The organism is Mesorhizobium mediterraneum, assembly GCF_002284565.1.
GTDB lineage: Bacteria > Pseudomonadota > Alphaproteobacteria > Rhizobiales > Rhizobiaceae > Mesorhizobium > Mesorhizobium mediterraneum.
In genome coordinates, this window is sequence record NZ_NPKI01000037.1 from 47,832 (window position 1) to 62,357 (window position 14,526).

Genomic DNA, 14,526 nt, shown 5'->3' on the forward strand with positions numbered 1-14,526 from the left:
TAACCGAATGATCATTTATATATTATGGCACCGGCAGAGACCAGCACCTCCTGGTCGAATCGAGCTTTGGGAGAGCCTAATGAGGCTTCGTGGAAAAGTCGCTCTGGTCGCGGGCGCCACGCGTGGCGCCGGCCGAGGCATTGCAGTCGAACTGGGCGCTGCCGGCGCGACTGTTTACGTCACCGGCAGGTCGACGCGCGGGCATCCGTCCGAATATGCGCGTCCTGAAACCATCGACGAAACGGCGGAACTGGTTTCGGCGCTTGGCGGCAAGGGCATTGCCGTGCAGGTCGATCATCTGATTTCGGAAGACGTGCGCAAATTGGTCGACCGAATCCGTGCGGAGCAGGGCCGTCTCGATATACTGGTCAACGACATCTGGGGCGGCGAAAAGCTGTTCGAATGGAACAAGCCGGTCTGGCAGCACAATCTCGAGAACGGCCTGCGCATGCTCAGGCTGGCAATCGACACGCACCTGATCACAGCTCACCACGCGCTGCCGTTGCTGATCGAGCGTCCGGGTGGGCTGCTTGTCGAGGTCACCGACGGCACCTCCGAGTATAATGCAGACCACTATCGGCTTTCCCCGTTCTATGACCTCGCCAAAGTGTCAGTGACCCGCATGGCCTGGGCCCATGCCCAGGATCTTGCCCCGCACGGTGCCACCTCGATTTCGCTGACACCCGGCTGGCTGCGTTCGGAAATGATGTTGGAAGCTTTTGGGGTGACGGAGGATAACTGGCGTGATGCGACAGCGAAGGTGCCGCATTTCATCATTTCGGAGACACCGCGCTTCGTCGGCCGCGCGGTGACGGCGCTGGCGACGGACGCCGATCTCTCACGCTGGAACGGGCAGTCGCTGTCCAGCGGCGGGCTGGCGCGGGTTTATGGCTTTACCGATCTCGACGGCTCGCGGCCCGACGCGTGGCGCTACGTTCCCGAGGTTCAGGACGCCGGCAAACCTGCTGATGCGACTGGGTACAGGTAGGTTCAAACCGCCCGGCCGTCGAAATCGAAAACCGGCACAGCGGCCAGATTGAGATCGTCTATGCAATGGACATTGACGTAGGCGCTTCGTTCCATCCCTTCGCTGACGTCCTCGGCGAAGGGGTGGATGCCGCAGGTCCGGCAGAATCGGTGGGCGATGACATGGTTGCCGAAGGCGTATTTGCCAAGATCGTCACCCCAGGCAAGCACCCGCAATGCCGCATGCGGCACGGCCCATAGCAGTGCGCCCTTGCGCGAGCAGATCGAGCAATTGCATCGCACGGCTCCGGTCAGATCGCCTTCGACCTCGAAGGCGATCTTCCCGCAGTGGCAGCTGCCTTTGTAGAGCATCAGGTCTCCTCCTTCTTTCGACAGGGTGCAAATGTGCTTGTGCCGGGTTATGTCTCTGCAGGTCACGCACCAGTCGTTGCCTGTAAGACGTTGCAGGCGTCCGGAGTCCGACACCGAAAATGCAATCTGCCCGCGACCGCCTCGAAGTCGTCCTTTCGCGTCTCGCCGTCCGCGCGGACAATGAAAGCGTATTCGTAAAACTCTATCCGGAAGCCGGGCGGGCAGCAGCCGATGCCGCCGATATCAGGCGCAAGGCCGGCGTGACGCTCGGACCGCTCGACGGAGCGATCGTATCGATCAAGGATCTGTTCGACGTCGCCGGCGAGCCCGACCACAGCCGGTTCGCTGTTGCTCAGCACCGCGGCGCCGGCGTTGCGGGATGCCGTCATCGTGCAACGGCTGCGGCAGGCGGGTGCCGTCATCTTCGGCAAGACCAACATGACCGAATTTGCCTTCACCGCGATCGGCGTCAATCCGCATTACGGCACGCCTGGCAATGCGACCGACACCAGCCGGATTGCGGGCGGCTCGTCTTCAGGCGCCGGCGTTTCGGTCGGCGAAGGCACGAGCGAGATCTCGATCGGTTCCGACACCGGCGGTTCGGTCCGCATTCCGGCGTCGCTGAACGGTGTCGTCGGCTTCAAGCCGACCGCACGGCGTGTGCCACGCGATGGCGTTTTCCCGCTGTCCAACACGCTCGACTCCATCGGCCCACTCGCGCGCACCGTTGCCGAATGTGCCGCAGCCGACGCCGTGATGGCGGGCGAGGAGCCTGTGGCGCTGGTTCCGCTTCCGCTTGCCGGACTGCGCATCGGCGTTCCACGCGGCGTGCTCTTCGAGGAGACGGAAGAAGAGGTCGCGGCGGCGTTCGACCGATGTGTTGGCAAGGTAGAGCTTGCGGGTGCACGCCTCGCCGATCTGTCCATCGATGACCTCCTTGCCGATCTGCGCGCGGTAACCAAGCGGGCCTCGATCGCGGCGATGGAGGGTGCCGAGGTCCACGCAGATTGGCTGGCGACAGGTGCGACGACGCCGGTCGATCCGCGGGTGAGCGAGCCGTTGTCGCGCGCTGCCGCCGTTCCGGCCACCGCCTATATAAGGGCAATCCGCCGCCGCACGGCGCTTGTCGCCGCCATGGATGAGCGGCTGGCGTCGATCGATGTGCTGGCCCTGCCGACCACGCCGGTCACCGCCCCGACCATCGTGTCGATGACCAGCGACGAAGTTCTATGTGAACGTACGGAAGGCCTTCTGCTGCGCAACACGCAAGTCGCAAACCAGTTCGACCTCTGCGCGATCTCGCTGCCGATGCCGGGAATGGCGCGCCCGGCCGGGCTGATGCTGGTGGCGCGCAACGGCCACGACCACCGTCTCCTGCGCATCGCTGCGGGGGTCGAGGCACTGCTTGGCCACTGAAGACGTGAACGTCAATGCGACGAACAGTGGCCGCGTTCGCTGTCCCTGGAGGCGCGTTCGATACCGGCCGCGACCAGCCATGGCAGAGTGTATCGCTTGCCGTTGAGGGTCTGGGTCCGGTTCTCGATCGAGCCGAAAACCACGACCTTGCCGGCGTAGAGCTTGTCCGAGAGATCGAGCGCCTTGTCCTCCCGCGGCAATTCATCGATGTCGATCGACACGCCCTTGATGATTTTGCCGGTGGCAAGATCGAGCGCGCTGTTCGATGGACAGGGCGCCATCACGCAGCGCAAGCCGTTGTCGCAATAGACATAACTGCTCTCCGCCACAGCGAGCGAGGGCAGGACGCAGATCGAAAAGATGGCAGCAAGCAGCGCCATGCGGCGAAGAACGAGCATGGGTCCAGCGTCGTGGAGAAATAGGGCGAAACGGCGGTGACGCTACGCGTCGGCCGGAAACCGCCGCCGGTAGTGCTCGACCACTTCGGGATTGCGCAGGTTGACCGGCAATTTGTTGGCCAGCACCAGCAAGGTTTCATCAGCCGACCCGACGCCCATGCGCATCATCGACTGCTCGGTGATCCCTGCCATATGCGGGGTGACGATGACATTGTCGAAGCCGAAATAGGGATGATTGGAAGGCAGCGGCTGCGTCGCGAAGACGTCGAGCGCGGCACCGCCGATACGGCCCTTTTGCAGCGCTTCGATCAGCGCGTCGTCGTCGATCACCGGCCCGCGCGAAATATTGATCAGCAGCGCATGTGGCTTCATGCGGGCGATGCGCTCGCGGTTGATCAGGCCGCGCGTCTCCGGTGTCAGCGGGCAGCACAGAACGATGATGTCGCTCTGCTCGACCAGCGCGTCGATCGACAGAAAGCCGACCCTGTCCAGCGCCGGCCCCATGCTGCGCGTCGTCGCCACCACGTTCAGGTCGAAACCATGCGCCGCGATATGGCCGACTGCCTGTCCGATGGCGCCGAAGCCGACAATGCCGATCGTCTTGCCGGCGAGCTCGCTGGCGAGAGTGGTGTGGTCGCGGCCGGCCAGCCAGCCCTTCGCCCGCAAGTCGCGGTCCACCATGCGGAAACGCCGAAGCAGCGCCAGGGCCGCGAACATCACGTATTCGGCGACCGACCGCGCATTGACTGCCGGCACGTTGGCGACCAGCACGCCGGCTGCAGTGGCCGCTTCCATGGGGACCATGTCGAGCCCAGCACCATGGCGGATTGCGGCCCGGAGCTTCGTCGTGCCCTCGAAAAGCGCTGATGGCAGCGGAGCGCGAACGATGATGATATCGGCGTCCCTCGCCTCAGTCGCCAGCGTGTGCGCATCGAGGGCGGAGGCGACAACGAGTTCACCGGCACCGGTCAGCATGGCGGAGGCGCGCGGGTGCAGCGTGTGCGTCGACAGGATTCTAGGCATATCAGACCTGTTCGAGCGCTGGGCTTTGAGCTTCTTCGCGGCCTTCGATCAGGCCTTTCCAATAGCTCTCCGCGCCTTGCAAATGGGCGCTCATCAGCGCCTGGGCGAGGTTGCCGTCGCGGCGCAGCAGCGCCTCATAGATCTGGATGTGCTCCGCATGCGAGCGCACGCTGCGTTCGGGATCGTTGAAATAGATCGGCAGGCGTTGCTCGCCCATCATGTAGTAGACGCTGCATATGTTGTGAAAAACGCTGTTCTTGGTTGCTCGCACGATCTCAAGGTGAAACTCGCGGTCCTCCTTGGCGAGGCCTTCGCCCGCAGCAATGCGATCCTCCGAAGCCTTCAGGATTTCGCGCAGCCGCTCGAAATTTTCCTCGGTGGCACGCGAGCAGGCAAGCTCAGCGGCCTTGATTTCGTGGATCTTGCGCAACTCGACCGTCTCGTAGATCATAATCGGGTCGAGCGGCAGGCCGGCCCGCGCAAACAGTGCCATCGCCTCAACGCTGGGCTGCTTGGTGTCGATATAGATGCCGGATTTGGCCCGGCGCTCGACGATGCGCATGGCTTCGAGGATGGCCAGCGCCTCGCGGATCTGGCCACGGCTGACGGCGAAATGCTCCGCCAGTTCACGCTCAGACGGCGTTCGGCCCGTCGCCTTGTCGGAATGGGAGAACAGATAGGCGGCGAGTTCCGCGAGGAGGTTCTTTTCTTTCATGATCAGCCGCGTAGCGCGTGCGCCTCCAGGAACCGTTCCGAAAGGGTGAATCCCAGTCCGGGCTTCTCGGGGATCGCTATCATACCGTCCTTTGCTTCGACAGTCTCTTCGATAAGATCGTGGATCATCGGGTTGGCGCCGAGCGAATATTCGACGGTAAAGCTAGCCGGCGAGGCAGCGCAGACATGCAGCCCGGCAAAGAAGCAAGGGGCGCCGGCCCACAGATGCGGCGCGAAGCGCAAATTGAAGGCGCTGGCGATGGTGCCGATCTTCATCGCCTCGCTGATGCCGCCGCAGAAGGCGGGATCCGGCTGGAAAATATCGGCCGCTTTGAGCATGGCGAGGTCGCGGAACGCGTAGCGCGTCGCCTCGCTTTCGCCGGCGGCGATCGGGATGGAGCCGGACGCCCGCACTTCGGCCATCCCAGGCTTATCGTCGGCGATGACCGGCTCTTCGAACCAGGCCAGATCGAGATCGCCGGCAAGATGGATGAAGCGCTTGGCCTCCGCCACAGTGTAGGTGCCATGCGCATCGACCATCAGGTCGACTTCGGGGCCGAGCGCCTGTCTGGCGGCGCGGACGCGGGCGGCGGAATTGTGCGGGGTGCCGTCCATCGCGCCGATCCGCATCTTCAGCGCCTTGAAGCCACCCTTGGCGATATAGGATTTCAACTGGTCGCCGATCGCCTCGGTGGACGCCCAGCCACCGGAAGCATAAGCCGGCATGCGTTCGAGCTTGCGGCCGCCGAGCAGCCGCCAGACCGGCACCCCCAGCGACTTGCCCAGAATATCCCACAATGCGATGTCGACGGCACTGATCGCCGCGACACTGATGCCGCGCCGCGCCAGTTGCGGCATGGCGTGGCCGTTTTGCGCGGCGCTGTCGTGGCGCACGCCATTGTAGAGCATCTCCCAGATCACCCCGATGTCAGCCGGATCGCAGCCAATCAGCTGCGGGCCGACCTCGTGGTTCAGCATGTGGACGAGGGCGCCATAGCTGCCGGTGCTGCCGGCGGCATTCTTGCCTTCACCCCAACCGACCAGCCCATCGTCGGTCTCGATGCGCAGGATGGCGGCGTCGAACGTCGTCACCTGACCGAAGTCGCTGCGATGCTGCTTCGCGGCTTCGATCGGTATGCGGACCCACCAGGCTTGGACCGTCTTGATGCGCATGTTCATCCCCGGCCCTGCCGCCGGTCAGGGCGGAAGGCTCATTCCCAAACGGACCGACTACTTGATCAGCGGCAGCAGCGTTTCAGCATTGATGCGCATCTGGTCGGTGTAGAATTTCTCCGTGAGCACGCTGGAACCGTGGTCTTGGATGAACTTCAGCTGCTCCGGCGAGATGTCGACTGGATTGCGCTCGACCATGTCGGGATAGGGAGCGGCCGGCGTGCGGTCGACAGGGGCGACGAACTCATTGGTCAGCGCGCCGTCGTAGCCGACCTCCTTCAGCGTGCCGACGATCTTCGGCCAGTCGATCTGTCCGAGCCCCGCGGCGAAGCGGTTGTTGTCTGCGACATGGAAGTCGAACAGCCGCTTGCCGACCTGCCGGATGGCGTCATAGACGTTAAATTCTTCCATGTGGATGTGGTAGGCGTCGAGGCAGACACCGCATTCGGGGCTGACCGCATCGGCCAGCGCCAGCGCCTGGGCGCCACGGTTGAACAGATAGGTCTCGAAGCGGTTGAGCGGCTCGACCGCGATCTTGACGCCGACCTTCTTGGCATGGGTGAAGCACTCCCTGGTGGCGTCGACCACCCATTTCCATTCTTCTTCTTCGGTGCCGTCCGGCACCACCTTGCCGACGGTCGCGGGAACGAGCGTGATGATCTCGCCATTGAGCTCGCTGACCATGGTCAGCACGTCCTTGACGTACTGCACCGAGCGCTCGCGCTGGCCCTGGTCCTTGGCGGCAAGGTTGCGCTCACCCAGCATCAGCGTCACCGCCCCCCAGCAGCGGATGCCGTGCTCCTTCAGGAGCGCGCGCGTCTCATTGGTCTTGTATTGCGCGGGCTCGCCGGAAATCTCGATCGACTCGTAGCCGAATTTCTTGATGCGTTTGAGCGTCGTCTCCAACGGTTCGGCCCGCATCCAGTTGTGCGTCGAAAGATGCATGGTCTGTCCTTCCCAGAATTCGCCTGTAACAGCTCGCCTGCAACGCACCCATCGGAGCGCGCAGCACGATTCCTCCCCAAGGCGCTCCAGCGTTCTTCGTAAACTGGTTCGACCAATTGGGCCTGAAGCGAGGTCTACAGCAATTTGATCTGAACGGCAAGAAGCGCAGGATTACCGCTCTGATGCCTGGCTTACCTCATTGATTACATTGCAATATGTCGCGAAACTCGGTATAGTTGCAGGCTTCGGATGGCAAGCAAGGTGGCTTGACGAGATTTCGATGTTTGGTAATACCAGAATAGCGGTGCGTAACGCACTGTGCGAAAAGACCAAAGAGGCTGGCCCTGCTTTCAATCGGCGCTATGCTTGGTCGTGGAAAAATTAGGGAGGATGCCGATGCCGTCGACGATGAAGGGGCCTGGGCTGTTTCTGGCGCAGTTCGCGGGCGATGCCGCGCCGTTCAACTCGCTGCCGTCGATCACCAGATGGGCGGCCGGCCTGGGCTACAAGGGCGTGCAGATCCCGACCTGGGACAGCCGGCTGTTCGACCTCGAGAAAGCGGCGTCTTCTCAGGCCTATTGCGACGAGGTAAAGGGCATCTGCACCGAGGCCGGCGTCGAGATCACCGAGCTGTCGACGCATCTGCAGGGGCAGTTGGTGGCGGTGCATCCGGCTTACGACGCGCAGTTCGACGGCTTCGCGCCGCCTGCGGTTCACAACAATCCGAAGGCCAGGCAGCAGTGGGCGGTCGAACAGATGAAATTCGGCGCCAAGGCTTCGAAAAATCTTGGGCTCAAGGCGTCGGTATCCTTTTGCGGAGCGTTGGCCTTCCCCTACCTTTATCCGTGGCCGCAACGGCCGGCGGGATTGATCGAGGAAGCATTTTCTGAACTCGGCAAACGCTGGAAGCCGATCCTCGATGTCTATGAGGACAATGGCGTCGACCTTGGCTACGAGATCCATCCGGGCGAAGACGTGTTCGACGGCGCGACCTTCGAGATGTTCCTCGACGCGGTGGGCGGCCACAAGCGCTGCAACATCAATTACGACCCGTCGCATTTCCTGCTGCAGCAGCTCGACTACCTCGAATTCATCGACATCTATCACGAGCGGATCAAGGCGTTCCACGTCAAGGATGCCGAGTTCAATCCGACCGGCCGGCAAGGCGTCTACTCCGGCTATCAGAGCTGGACAAACCGGGCCGGGCGTTTCCGCTCGCTCGGCGACGGGCAGGTGGATTTCGGCGGCATCTTCTCCAAGCTTGCTCAATATGACTATGATTCATGGGCGGTGCTGGAATGGGAGTGCTGCCTGAAGCATCCGGAGGACGGCGCGGCCGAAGGCGCGCCCTTCATCGAGCACCACATCATCAGGGTGACGGAAAAGGCCTTCGACGACTTCGCCGGCGGCGCGACCGACAAAAAGATGCTGCGCGCCATGATGGGAATTTAACGCCGCTGTCCCTCCCCCTCGAGGGGAGGGTGGCCCGAAGGGCCGGGTGGGGTCGGTCCATGCCGAGTTCCACGCCCGGCGACCCCACCCGATCCGCTGCGCGGATCGACCTCCCCTCAAGGGGGAGGTAAGCAACGACGAGGGAGAAAATCATGGTCGGCGCATCGAAGTCGGAAACGGGAGGCGGCCCGATCCGCTACGGCATGGTCGGCGGCGGGCAAGGCGCCTTCATCGGTGCCGTGCACCGGATCGCGGCGCGCATGGACAATGAGTTCATGCTGGTGGCAGGTGCCCTATCGTCGGATCCGGCGCGTGCGAAAGCGTCGGCCGCGGAACTCGGGCTCGATCCCACGCGCAGCTACGGCTCTTTCGCTGAGATGGCCAAGGCCGAGGCCAAGCGACCGGACGGCATCGAAGCGGTAGCCATCGTCACGCCCAACAATGTGCATGTGCCGGCGGCGAAGGCATTTCTCGAAGCCGGCATTCACGTCATTTGCGACAAGCCGCTGGCGACGACGTTGGCGGAAGCGAAGAAGCTGGCGGCACTGGTTGAAAAGACCGGCAAGGTCTTTGTGCTCACCCACAACTACACCGCCTATCCGATGATACGGCAGGCGCGCGAGATGGTGGCCAAGGGGCAGCTCGGCGACATCCGGATCGTGCAGTCGGAATATCCGCAAGACTGGCTGACCGAAGACCTCGCCGCCACCGGCCAGAAGCAGGCGTCCTGGCGCTCCGACCCCAAGCAGGCCGGCGCTGGCGGTGCGCTGGGCGACATCGGCACGCATGCCTACAATCTCGCGCGCTTCGTCTGCGGGCTGGAGCTCGATTCGCTATCGGCAGATCTCGATGCCTTCGTGCCGGGGCGGCAGCTCGATGACAATGTCAACGTGATGCTGCGCTTCAAACCGGTCGGCAAGTCGCACCCGGCCAAGGGCATGATCTGGGCGAGCCAGGTGGCGCCCGGCCACGAGAACGGGCTGAAGCTGCGCATCTATGGGTCGAAGGGCGGGCTTGAATGGGTGCAGGCCGATCCGAATTATCTCTGGTACACGCCGTTCGGCCAGCCGAAGCAGTTGATCACCCGCAATGGCGCTGGCGCGCTGCCCGTCGCCGGGCGCGTCAGCCGGGTTCCGTCAGGCCATCCGGAAGGCTATCTCGAAGGTTTCGCCAACATCTACCAGGAGGCGGCCCGCGCCATCCGCGCGGCGCGCCGCAAGGGCGGTAAGCCGGCTAAGGATGTCGTCTTCCCGACCATCCAGGATGGCGTCGAAGGCATGGCCTTTATCGAGGCCTGCGTGAAGTCGTCGAAGAAGAATGGAGCCTGGACGAAGCTTTAATCGCTGCGCCCGGTTAACGGGAAGCCCCCTCACCCGGATTGCCAGCCGAATTGCAAGGGCAATTCGGGGCAATCCGACCTCTCCCCGAGGGGAGAGGAGATCGCCGGCGCTGGCGTCTGCCTCTTCTCCCCAGCGGGGAGAAGGTGGCCGCGAAGCGGCCGGATGAGGGGGCTTGTGGCGAAGTCGGCGGAGGAGCCAGCCGGCTGTCAAAGGGGAGGGAGCGTCGATGAAAATCGGCATGTGCATGTTTTTGTGGACGACGGCCGTATCGAAGAAACACGAGTCATTGCTCAGAGATATCAAGGCGACCGGCTTTGATGGCGTCGAGATTCCGGTCTTTTCCGGCACGCCCGACGACTACACAAAACTTGGCGAACTGCTCGACCGCATCGGACTGGAGCGCACCGCGGTTTCGGCAATGGGCGATCCGGCGATGAATCTGATCTCGGCCGATGGCGGAACGCGCAAGGTCGGCATCGATTATATGAGATGGGCGATCGACTGCTCAGCTGCGCTCGGCGCCAAAACGTTGAGCGGCCCGCTGCATTCGACACTCGGCGCATTTTCCGGCAGCGGGCCGACGGCGGCGGAGAAGAAGCGCTCGGTCGCCTCGCAACGCGCCATCGGCGACCACGCCGGCAAGAAGAACGTCACAATCGGGCTGGAGGCGCTCAACCGCTTTGAATGCTATCTGCTCAACACCATGGACGATTTGTCGGAGCATGTCGACGCAATCGACCGGCCGCACATCAAGGCGATGTACGACACCTTCCACGCCAATATCGAGGAAGCCGACCCGATCGGCGCCTATACGCGCAACCGCAGGAATATCGTCCATATCCATATTTCGGAGAACGATCGCGGCGTGCCTGGGCGCGGCCACATTCCGTGGAAGGAGACGTTTTCGGCCATCCGCAAGAGCGGCTATGACGACTGGCTGACGATCGAGGCCTTCGGCCGCTCGCTGAAGGATTTGGCGGCGGCAACCAAGGTCTGGCGCGACTTTTCGGAAAGTCCGGAAGCCGTCTATCGCGACGGCTACAAGCACATCAAGAGCGGCTGGAAGAGGGCTGGTGCTTAGGACGCAGCTAAGCCTTCCTCTCAGGCGACCCGAGCTGCCGGCGGCAGGCCGGCGGGCGCTCGCTCGCGCCGCTCCTTGTTGCCGTTTCCGACCGATCCCATCAGTTTGCGGCGGAGAAAACTGGAAATGTTGTCGAAGATAAAGACGACAACCAGGATCAACAGAACCATATAGAAAACATTGGCCCAATTGGTGTTGGTGCGCATGGCCTCCCACAATTTCAGGCCGATGCCGCCGGCGCCGACAGCGCCTATGATCGTCGCTGACCGGGTGTTCGATTCCCAGAAATAGAGGGATTGGCTAAGGAATACCGGCAGAACCTGGGGCAGCACGCCATAGCGCTGCACCATTGCCGGCGTGGCGCCAACCGAGCGGATGCCCTCGCGCTGCTTGTCGTCGATGTTTTCCAGCGCCTCGGAATAGAGCTTGCCCAGGGTTCCGGTGTCGGTGAAGAAGATCGCCGACATGCCGGCCAGCGGCCCCGGACCGAAGCCACGCGTGAAGAACAGCGCCCAGATCAGCATGTCGACCGAGCGCAGGAAATCGAAGAAGCGTTTTGTTGCCTGGTTGGCAATCCGGCTCGGCGTGACGTTGCGCGCAGCCAGGAAGGCGAGCGGAAAGGCGACGATCGATGCCAGCACCGTGCCGACGAAAGCCATGACGATGGTCTGCAAAAGCTTCAGCCAGACGTCGCCGTGCTGCCACTCGGCGTTGTTGAGGATGTTGTCCCAGGCGAGCGCCGCGTTTGATCGCGACGGATCGATGCGTGCTCCGGAGATAATCAGTGAAGCGACCTCGCCGAACGGCTTTCCCCAGAATGGCGAGTTCGTGTCGAACACGAAATTGGCCCAGCCGAAGAAACGCCTCCAGGCAACGACTTCGTCGTTTTGGACTTCAGCGCGACCGAGAAATCCGAACGAGACATAGGCTGTCGAGCCTGGCCTGCGCTGCTCGATCCAGTCAGGCAGCGGTGTGCGCGGCGTCACAGAGCTGTCCTTGGCAATGTCGAAAATTACGCTTTCGCCGCCGCGCGTCACGGTGACAAGGTTTGGCGTGATGGCGATCTGACCACTGCCAAGAGTGACAGTCGCCGCCACAACTGCGTTTTCGCGCACCGTTTCAGGCACAGCCGGAGCGGATTGGTTTGACGGGGCGGCCGGGTTCTCGGCAGTTGGCGCACCAGGCGCCATAAACGATTCCTGCGACGACTTGTTCGTCGCGGCCGCCGGTGCAGGTGCGGCGTCGACCCGCCGCTCGATCACCGCCATCTGCTTGGCCACCCAGTCGGGATTTGGATTGGATCCCAGCTTGGAAAAGCGGGAGTAGTCGATCGTCAGATGGTTGTCTTTGAATTCGATGTCAGGCCGGATTTCGTAAGACACCCAGTCGGCGAGATACGCGCCGGCAAGGTTCCAGTTCGCTTTTTCGAGAACGGTAACGACCGAGAAGAACCAGGCGCAATAGAATGTGTAGAGGATGCAGAGAACGATACCGAGCGGGGCGGCATAGCGCTTCCATAGGGGTAGCCGGAACGCGTCCGGATGGCGAGTGGCGATGTCGTTGATGGCGTCGGCGTTCATCGCATTACTCTCCGCGCCCGTATGCGAACGCTTGCCGGCCGACAAGACGATGTCTCAGCCACGCCGAAAACTGATCGACGCCGACAATCGTGCAGAACAGCAGGAAGACGATGGCGATGGTCTTGGCCTCATGGCCCCGGCTGATCGAAAGACGCAGGGATTCGCCGATGCCGCCGGCGCCGACGGCGCCGAGAATGGTCGAAGCGCGCACATTGATCTCGAAGCGGAGCAGGAAATAGCTCATGAAGTTGGGCAGAACCTGAGGCACAATGCCGAACCACACGCGTTCGACCCAGTTGGCGCCAACGGCTCGCAAACCTTCTTCAGGCTTCATGTCGGCATTCTCGACCACTTCGAAGAACATTTTTCCGAGCGCACCGACGGTGTGGATGCTAACCGCGAGGATCGCCGGAATGGGTCCTAGCGAAAAGACCGCCAGAAAGAAGCCGGCGATGACGATTTCCGGAAAGGCGCGGACGATCTCAAGGAAGCGGCGCGTGGTGAAACGGAGCCAGCGGCTGGCCGTGATATTGCCCGCAGCCAGGAAGCAGAGCAGGAAACCGAATGTGGAGCCCACCAGCGTCGAAAACAGGGCGATGTTCAGCGTCTCGATCATCCGGTAGAAATATTCCGGAACGTAGATGCTTTGGGTCAGATAGACCCGGCCTTCTGGGTAGTCGAACTTGAGGCTGCCATCGTCGTAGGGGGACGGCAGGTCGAACAGCGCGCGCACCGGATCGAACCAGTCGCGCGGCTTCAATTCCGTGAAAAAGTCGGCGATATATGGAAGGCGGTCGAAGAACTTTCCGGCGTTGGTTTCGTTGGCGAACCAGAGCGAGCCAGAGAGCGCGAGAAACAGGAAAACCAGGCCTCCGATCGTGTAAAGGCGCCGGCGGGCGGCGAGGTCACGCCAGTGCCGCTCGACAGTGGCTCCCTCCGGTGAAAGCGCAGGCGCACGATAAACGTCGGTCGCACTCATTTATCGATCCCTGGCCCATGATGCGGCAACGCCGCCGGCGGCACATGGCCCCGGCGGCGTTGTGGCAGTTTACTTACGAGCCGATCTTCGCCTTACGGGCGTCGATGATTGCCTGATAGAATTCCGGGGTGACCGGCGAATAGCCCTTGAAGTCGCCGCCCTGTATCGCCGAGAAACAGGCTGGATCGGTTTCCGGAAGCTTGGTCAGGAAATCGGTGACCTTCTGTTTGGCGCCGGCATCGATCGACGCACGCAGCACCAGCGGGCCGTTCGGGATCATCGGCGACTGCCACAATTCGACAAGATCGTCCATCTTGAGGACGCCCTTGTCGACCATCTTGCGCAGATTGCCCGAGCTGTAGCCGTCCTTGAAGTCGCCGACGCCGGAGGCCCAGGTGGTGCCGGCATCGAAGGTGCCCTTCAGGACCTCGAGGACGAGCTGTTCATGGCCGCCACCAAAACCGGTCGACGCGAAGTAGCTCTTCACATCCATGCCGATGTCCTTGGGCAGTGAAGTGACCGGGATCAGGTAACCCGAAGTCGAATCGGGATCGGCGAAACCGAGTTTCTTGCCCTTCATGTCGGCGAGCGTCTTGATGCCGGAATCGGCACGGGCGACCATGACCGAATGATAGCCGGTCGAACCGTCGGTCTGGACCGTCGTCAGGATAGGCTCAACCGCGTCCTTGTTTTCGAGATAGATCTTGGCATAGGCGGAAGCGCCGAGCTCGGCATAGTCAAGCGTGCCGCCGAGCAGGCCCTGGATGACGCCGTCGTAGTCGGCGGCCGGGAACAGCGAGACTTTCTCGACACCGAGGACTTCCTTGATGTGGTCGGCGAAGCACTGGTAGTTGCGCAGACGGTCGGCTTCGTTCTCGCCGCCCAAAATGCCGACGCGGAATTCCTTCAGGTCCTGTGCCTGAACCGCGCCCATCGCCATGGCGACGATGGAAACAGCACCGAAAAGCATCTTTCTAAACATGTCGCGTCTCTCCTGTTGGTTCCGGCATCGCGCCGGTAGCGTTCGAATTTTGACAGCGCCCTTGACGCGGGCCGGCGATCCAGGCGCTCTTTTGCTTGTCCATGA

General features: G+C 62.4%; 13 protein-coding genes and 1 pseudogene. 5 read left to right on the plus strand and 9 right to left on the minus strand.

From position 1 onward, the window contains the following. Positions 1 to 79 precede the first annotated feature (79 nt). Positions 80 to 988 (plus strand): SDR family oxidoreductase, encoded by a 909-nt coding sequence (locus tag CIT25_RS27370; RefSeq protein ID WP_095488247.1) that lies wholly within the window; start codon positions 80 to 82, stop codon positions 986 to 988. 2 nt (positions 989 to 990) lie between these two features. Here CIT25_RS27370 and CIT25_RS27375 read toward each other — a convergent pair whose 3' ends face one another. Next, complete coding sequence (locus CIT25_RS27375) at positions 991 to 1,338, minus strand: GFA family protein (protein WP_095488249.1); 348 nt, start codon at positions 1,336 to 1,338, stop codon at positions 991 to 993. 119 nt (positions 1,339 to 1,457) lie between these two features. On the opposite strand from CIT25_RS27375, the pseudogene CIT25_RS27380 reads away from it, so the two are divergent. After that, positions 1,458 to 2,754, plus strand: a pseudogene (locus CIT25_RS27380) (amidase). An 11-nt stretch (positions 2,755 to 2,765) separates the two neighbouring features. On the opposite strand, the gene CIT25_RS27385 reads toward CIT25_RS27380, so the two are convergent. From CIT25_RS27385 to CIT25_RS27405, 5 genes are read right to left on the minus strand one after another with little or no spacing between them, the layout of a single operon-like run. Beyond that, the gene (locus CIT25_RS27385) at positions 2,766 to 3,152 is read right to left on the minus strand and encodes a hypothetical protein (protein ID WP_245330007.1); all 387 of its coding nucleotides are present in this window, start codon (positions 3,150 to 3,152) and stop codon (positions 2,766 to 2,768) included. 42 nt (positions 3,153 to 3,194) lie between these two features. Beyond that, entirely contained in the window at positions 3,195 to 4,175 is a 981-nt protein-coding gene (locus CIT25_RS27390; RefSeq protein WP_095488250.1) for a hydroxyacid dehydrogenase, read from the minus strand. A 1-nt stretch (position 4,176) separates the two neighbouring features. Further along, positions 4,177 to 4,890, minus strand: coding sequence for a FadR/GntR family transcriptional regulator (locus tag CIT25_RS27395; RefSeq protein WP_095488252.1), 714 nt, complete (start codon positions 4,888 to 4,890; stop codon positions 4,177 to 4,179). Positions 4,891 to 4,892: 2 nt separating this feature from the next. Then, the gene (locus CIT25_RS27400; protein WP_095488470.1) at positions 4,893 to 6,062 is read right to left on the minus strand and encodes a mandelate racemase/muconate lactonizing enzyme family protein; all 1,170 of its coding nucleotides are present in this window, start codon (positions 6,060 to 6,062) and stop codon (positions 4,893 to 4,895) included. A 57-nt stretch (positions 6,063 to 6,119) separates the two neighbouring features. Next, positions 6,120 to 7,007 (minus strand): sugar phosphate isomerase/epimerase family protein, encoded by an 888-nt coding sequence (locus tag CIT25_RS27405; RefSeq protein ID WP_095488254.1) that lies wholly within the window; start codon positions 7,005 to 7,007, stop codon positions 6,120 to 6,122. A 396-nt stretch (positions 7,008 to 7,403) separates the two neighbouring features. Here CIT25_RS27405 and CIT25_RS27410 point away from each other — a divergent pair, with 396 nt between their 5' ends. The 3 genes from CIT25_RS27410 to CIT25_RS27420 all read left to right on the plus strand — a co-directional run bounded on the left by CIT25_RS27410 (position 7,404) and on the right by CIT25_RS27420 (position 10,880). Further along, a complete protein-coding gene (locus tag CIT25_RS27410) occupies positions 7,404 to 8,459 on the plus strand; it encodes a sugar phosphate isomerase/epimerase family protein (RefSeq protein ID WP_095488471.1) in 1,056 nt (351 codons plus the stop codon). Between the two features lie 152 nt (positions 8,460 to 8,611). Then, a complete protein-coding gene (locus CIT25_RS27415; RefSeq protein WP_095488256.1) occupies positions 8,612 to 9,799 on the plus strand; it encodes a Gfo/Idh/MocA family protein in 1,188 nt (395 codons plus the stop codon). 226 nt (positions 9,800 to 10,025) lie between these two features. Beyond that, positions 10,026 to 10,880 (plus strand): sugar phosphate isomerase/epimerase family protein, encoded by an 855-nt coding sequence (locus CIT25_RS27420; protein WP_095488258.1) that lies wholly within the window; start codon positions 10,026 to 10,028, stop codon positions 10,878 to 10,880. Between the two features lie 20 nt (positions 10,881 to 10,900). Here CIT25_RS27420 and phnE (CIT25_RS27425) read toward each other — a convergent pair whose 3' ends face one another. From phnE (CIT25_RS27425) to phnD, 3 genes are all read right to left on the minus strand, one after another. Beyond that, positions 10,901 to 12,460, minus strand: coding sequence for a phosphonate ABC transporter, permease protein PhnE (gene phnE / locus CIT25_RS27425; RefSeq protein ID WP_095488260.1), 1,560 nt, complete (start codon positions 12,458 to 12,460; stop codon positions 10,901 to 10,903). A gap of 4 nt (positions 12,461 to 12,464) precedes the next feature. Continuing rightward, the gene (gene phnE / locus CIT25_RS27430; protein WP_095488262.1) at positions 12,465 to 13,439 is read right to left on the minus strand and encodes a phosphonate ABC transporter, permease protein PhnE; all 975 of its coding nucleotides are present in this window, start codon (positions 13,437 to 13,439) and stop codon (positions 12,465 to 12,467) included. A gap of 73 nt (positions 13,440 to 13,512) precedes the next feature. After that, positions 13,513 to 14,421, minus strand: a complete 909-nt coding sequence (phnD, locus tag CIT25_RS27435) for a phosphonate ABC transporter substrate-binding protein (protein WP_095488264.1) — start codon at positions 14,419 to 14,421, stop codon at positions 13,513 to 13,515. Positions 14,422 to 14,526 lie beyond the last annotated feature (105 nt).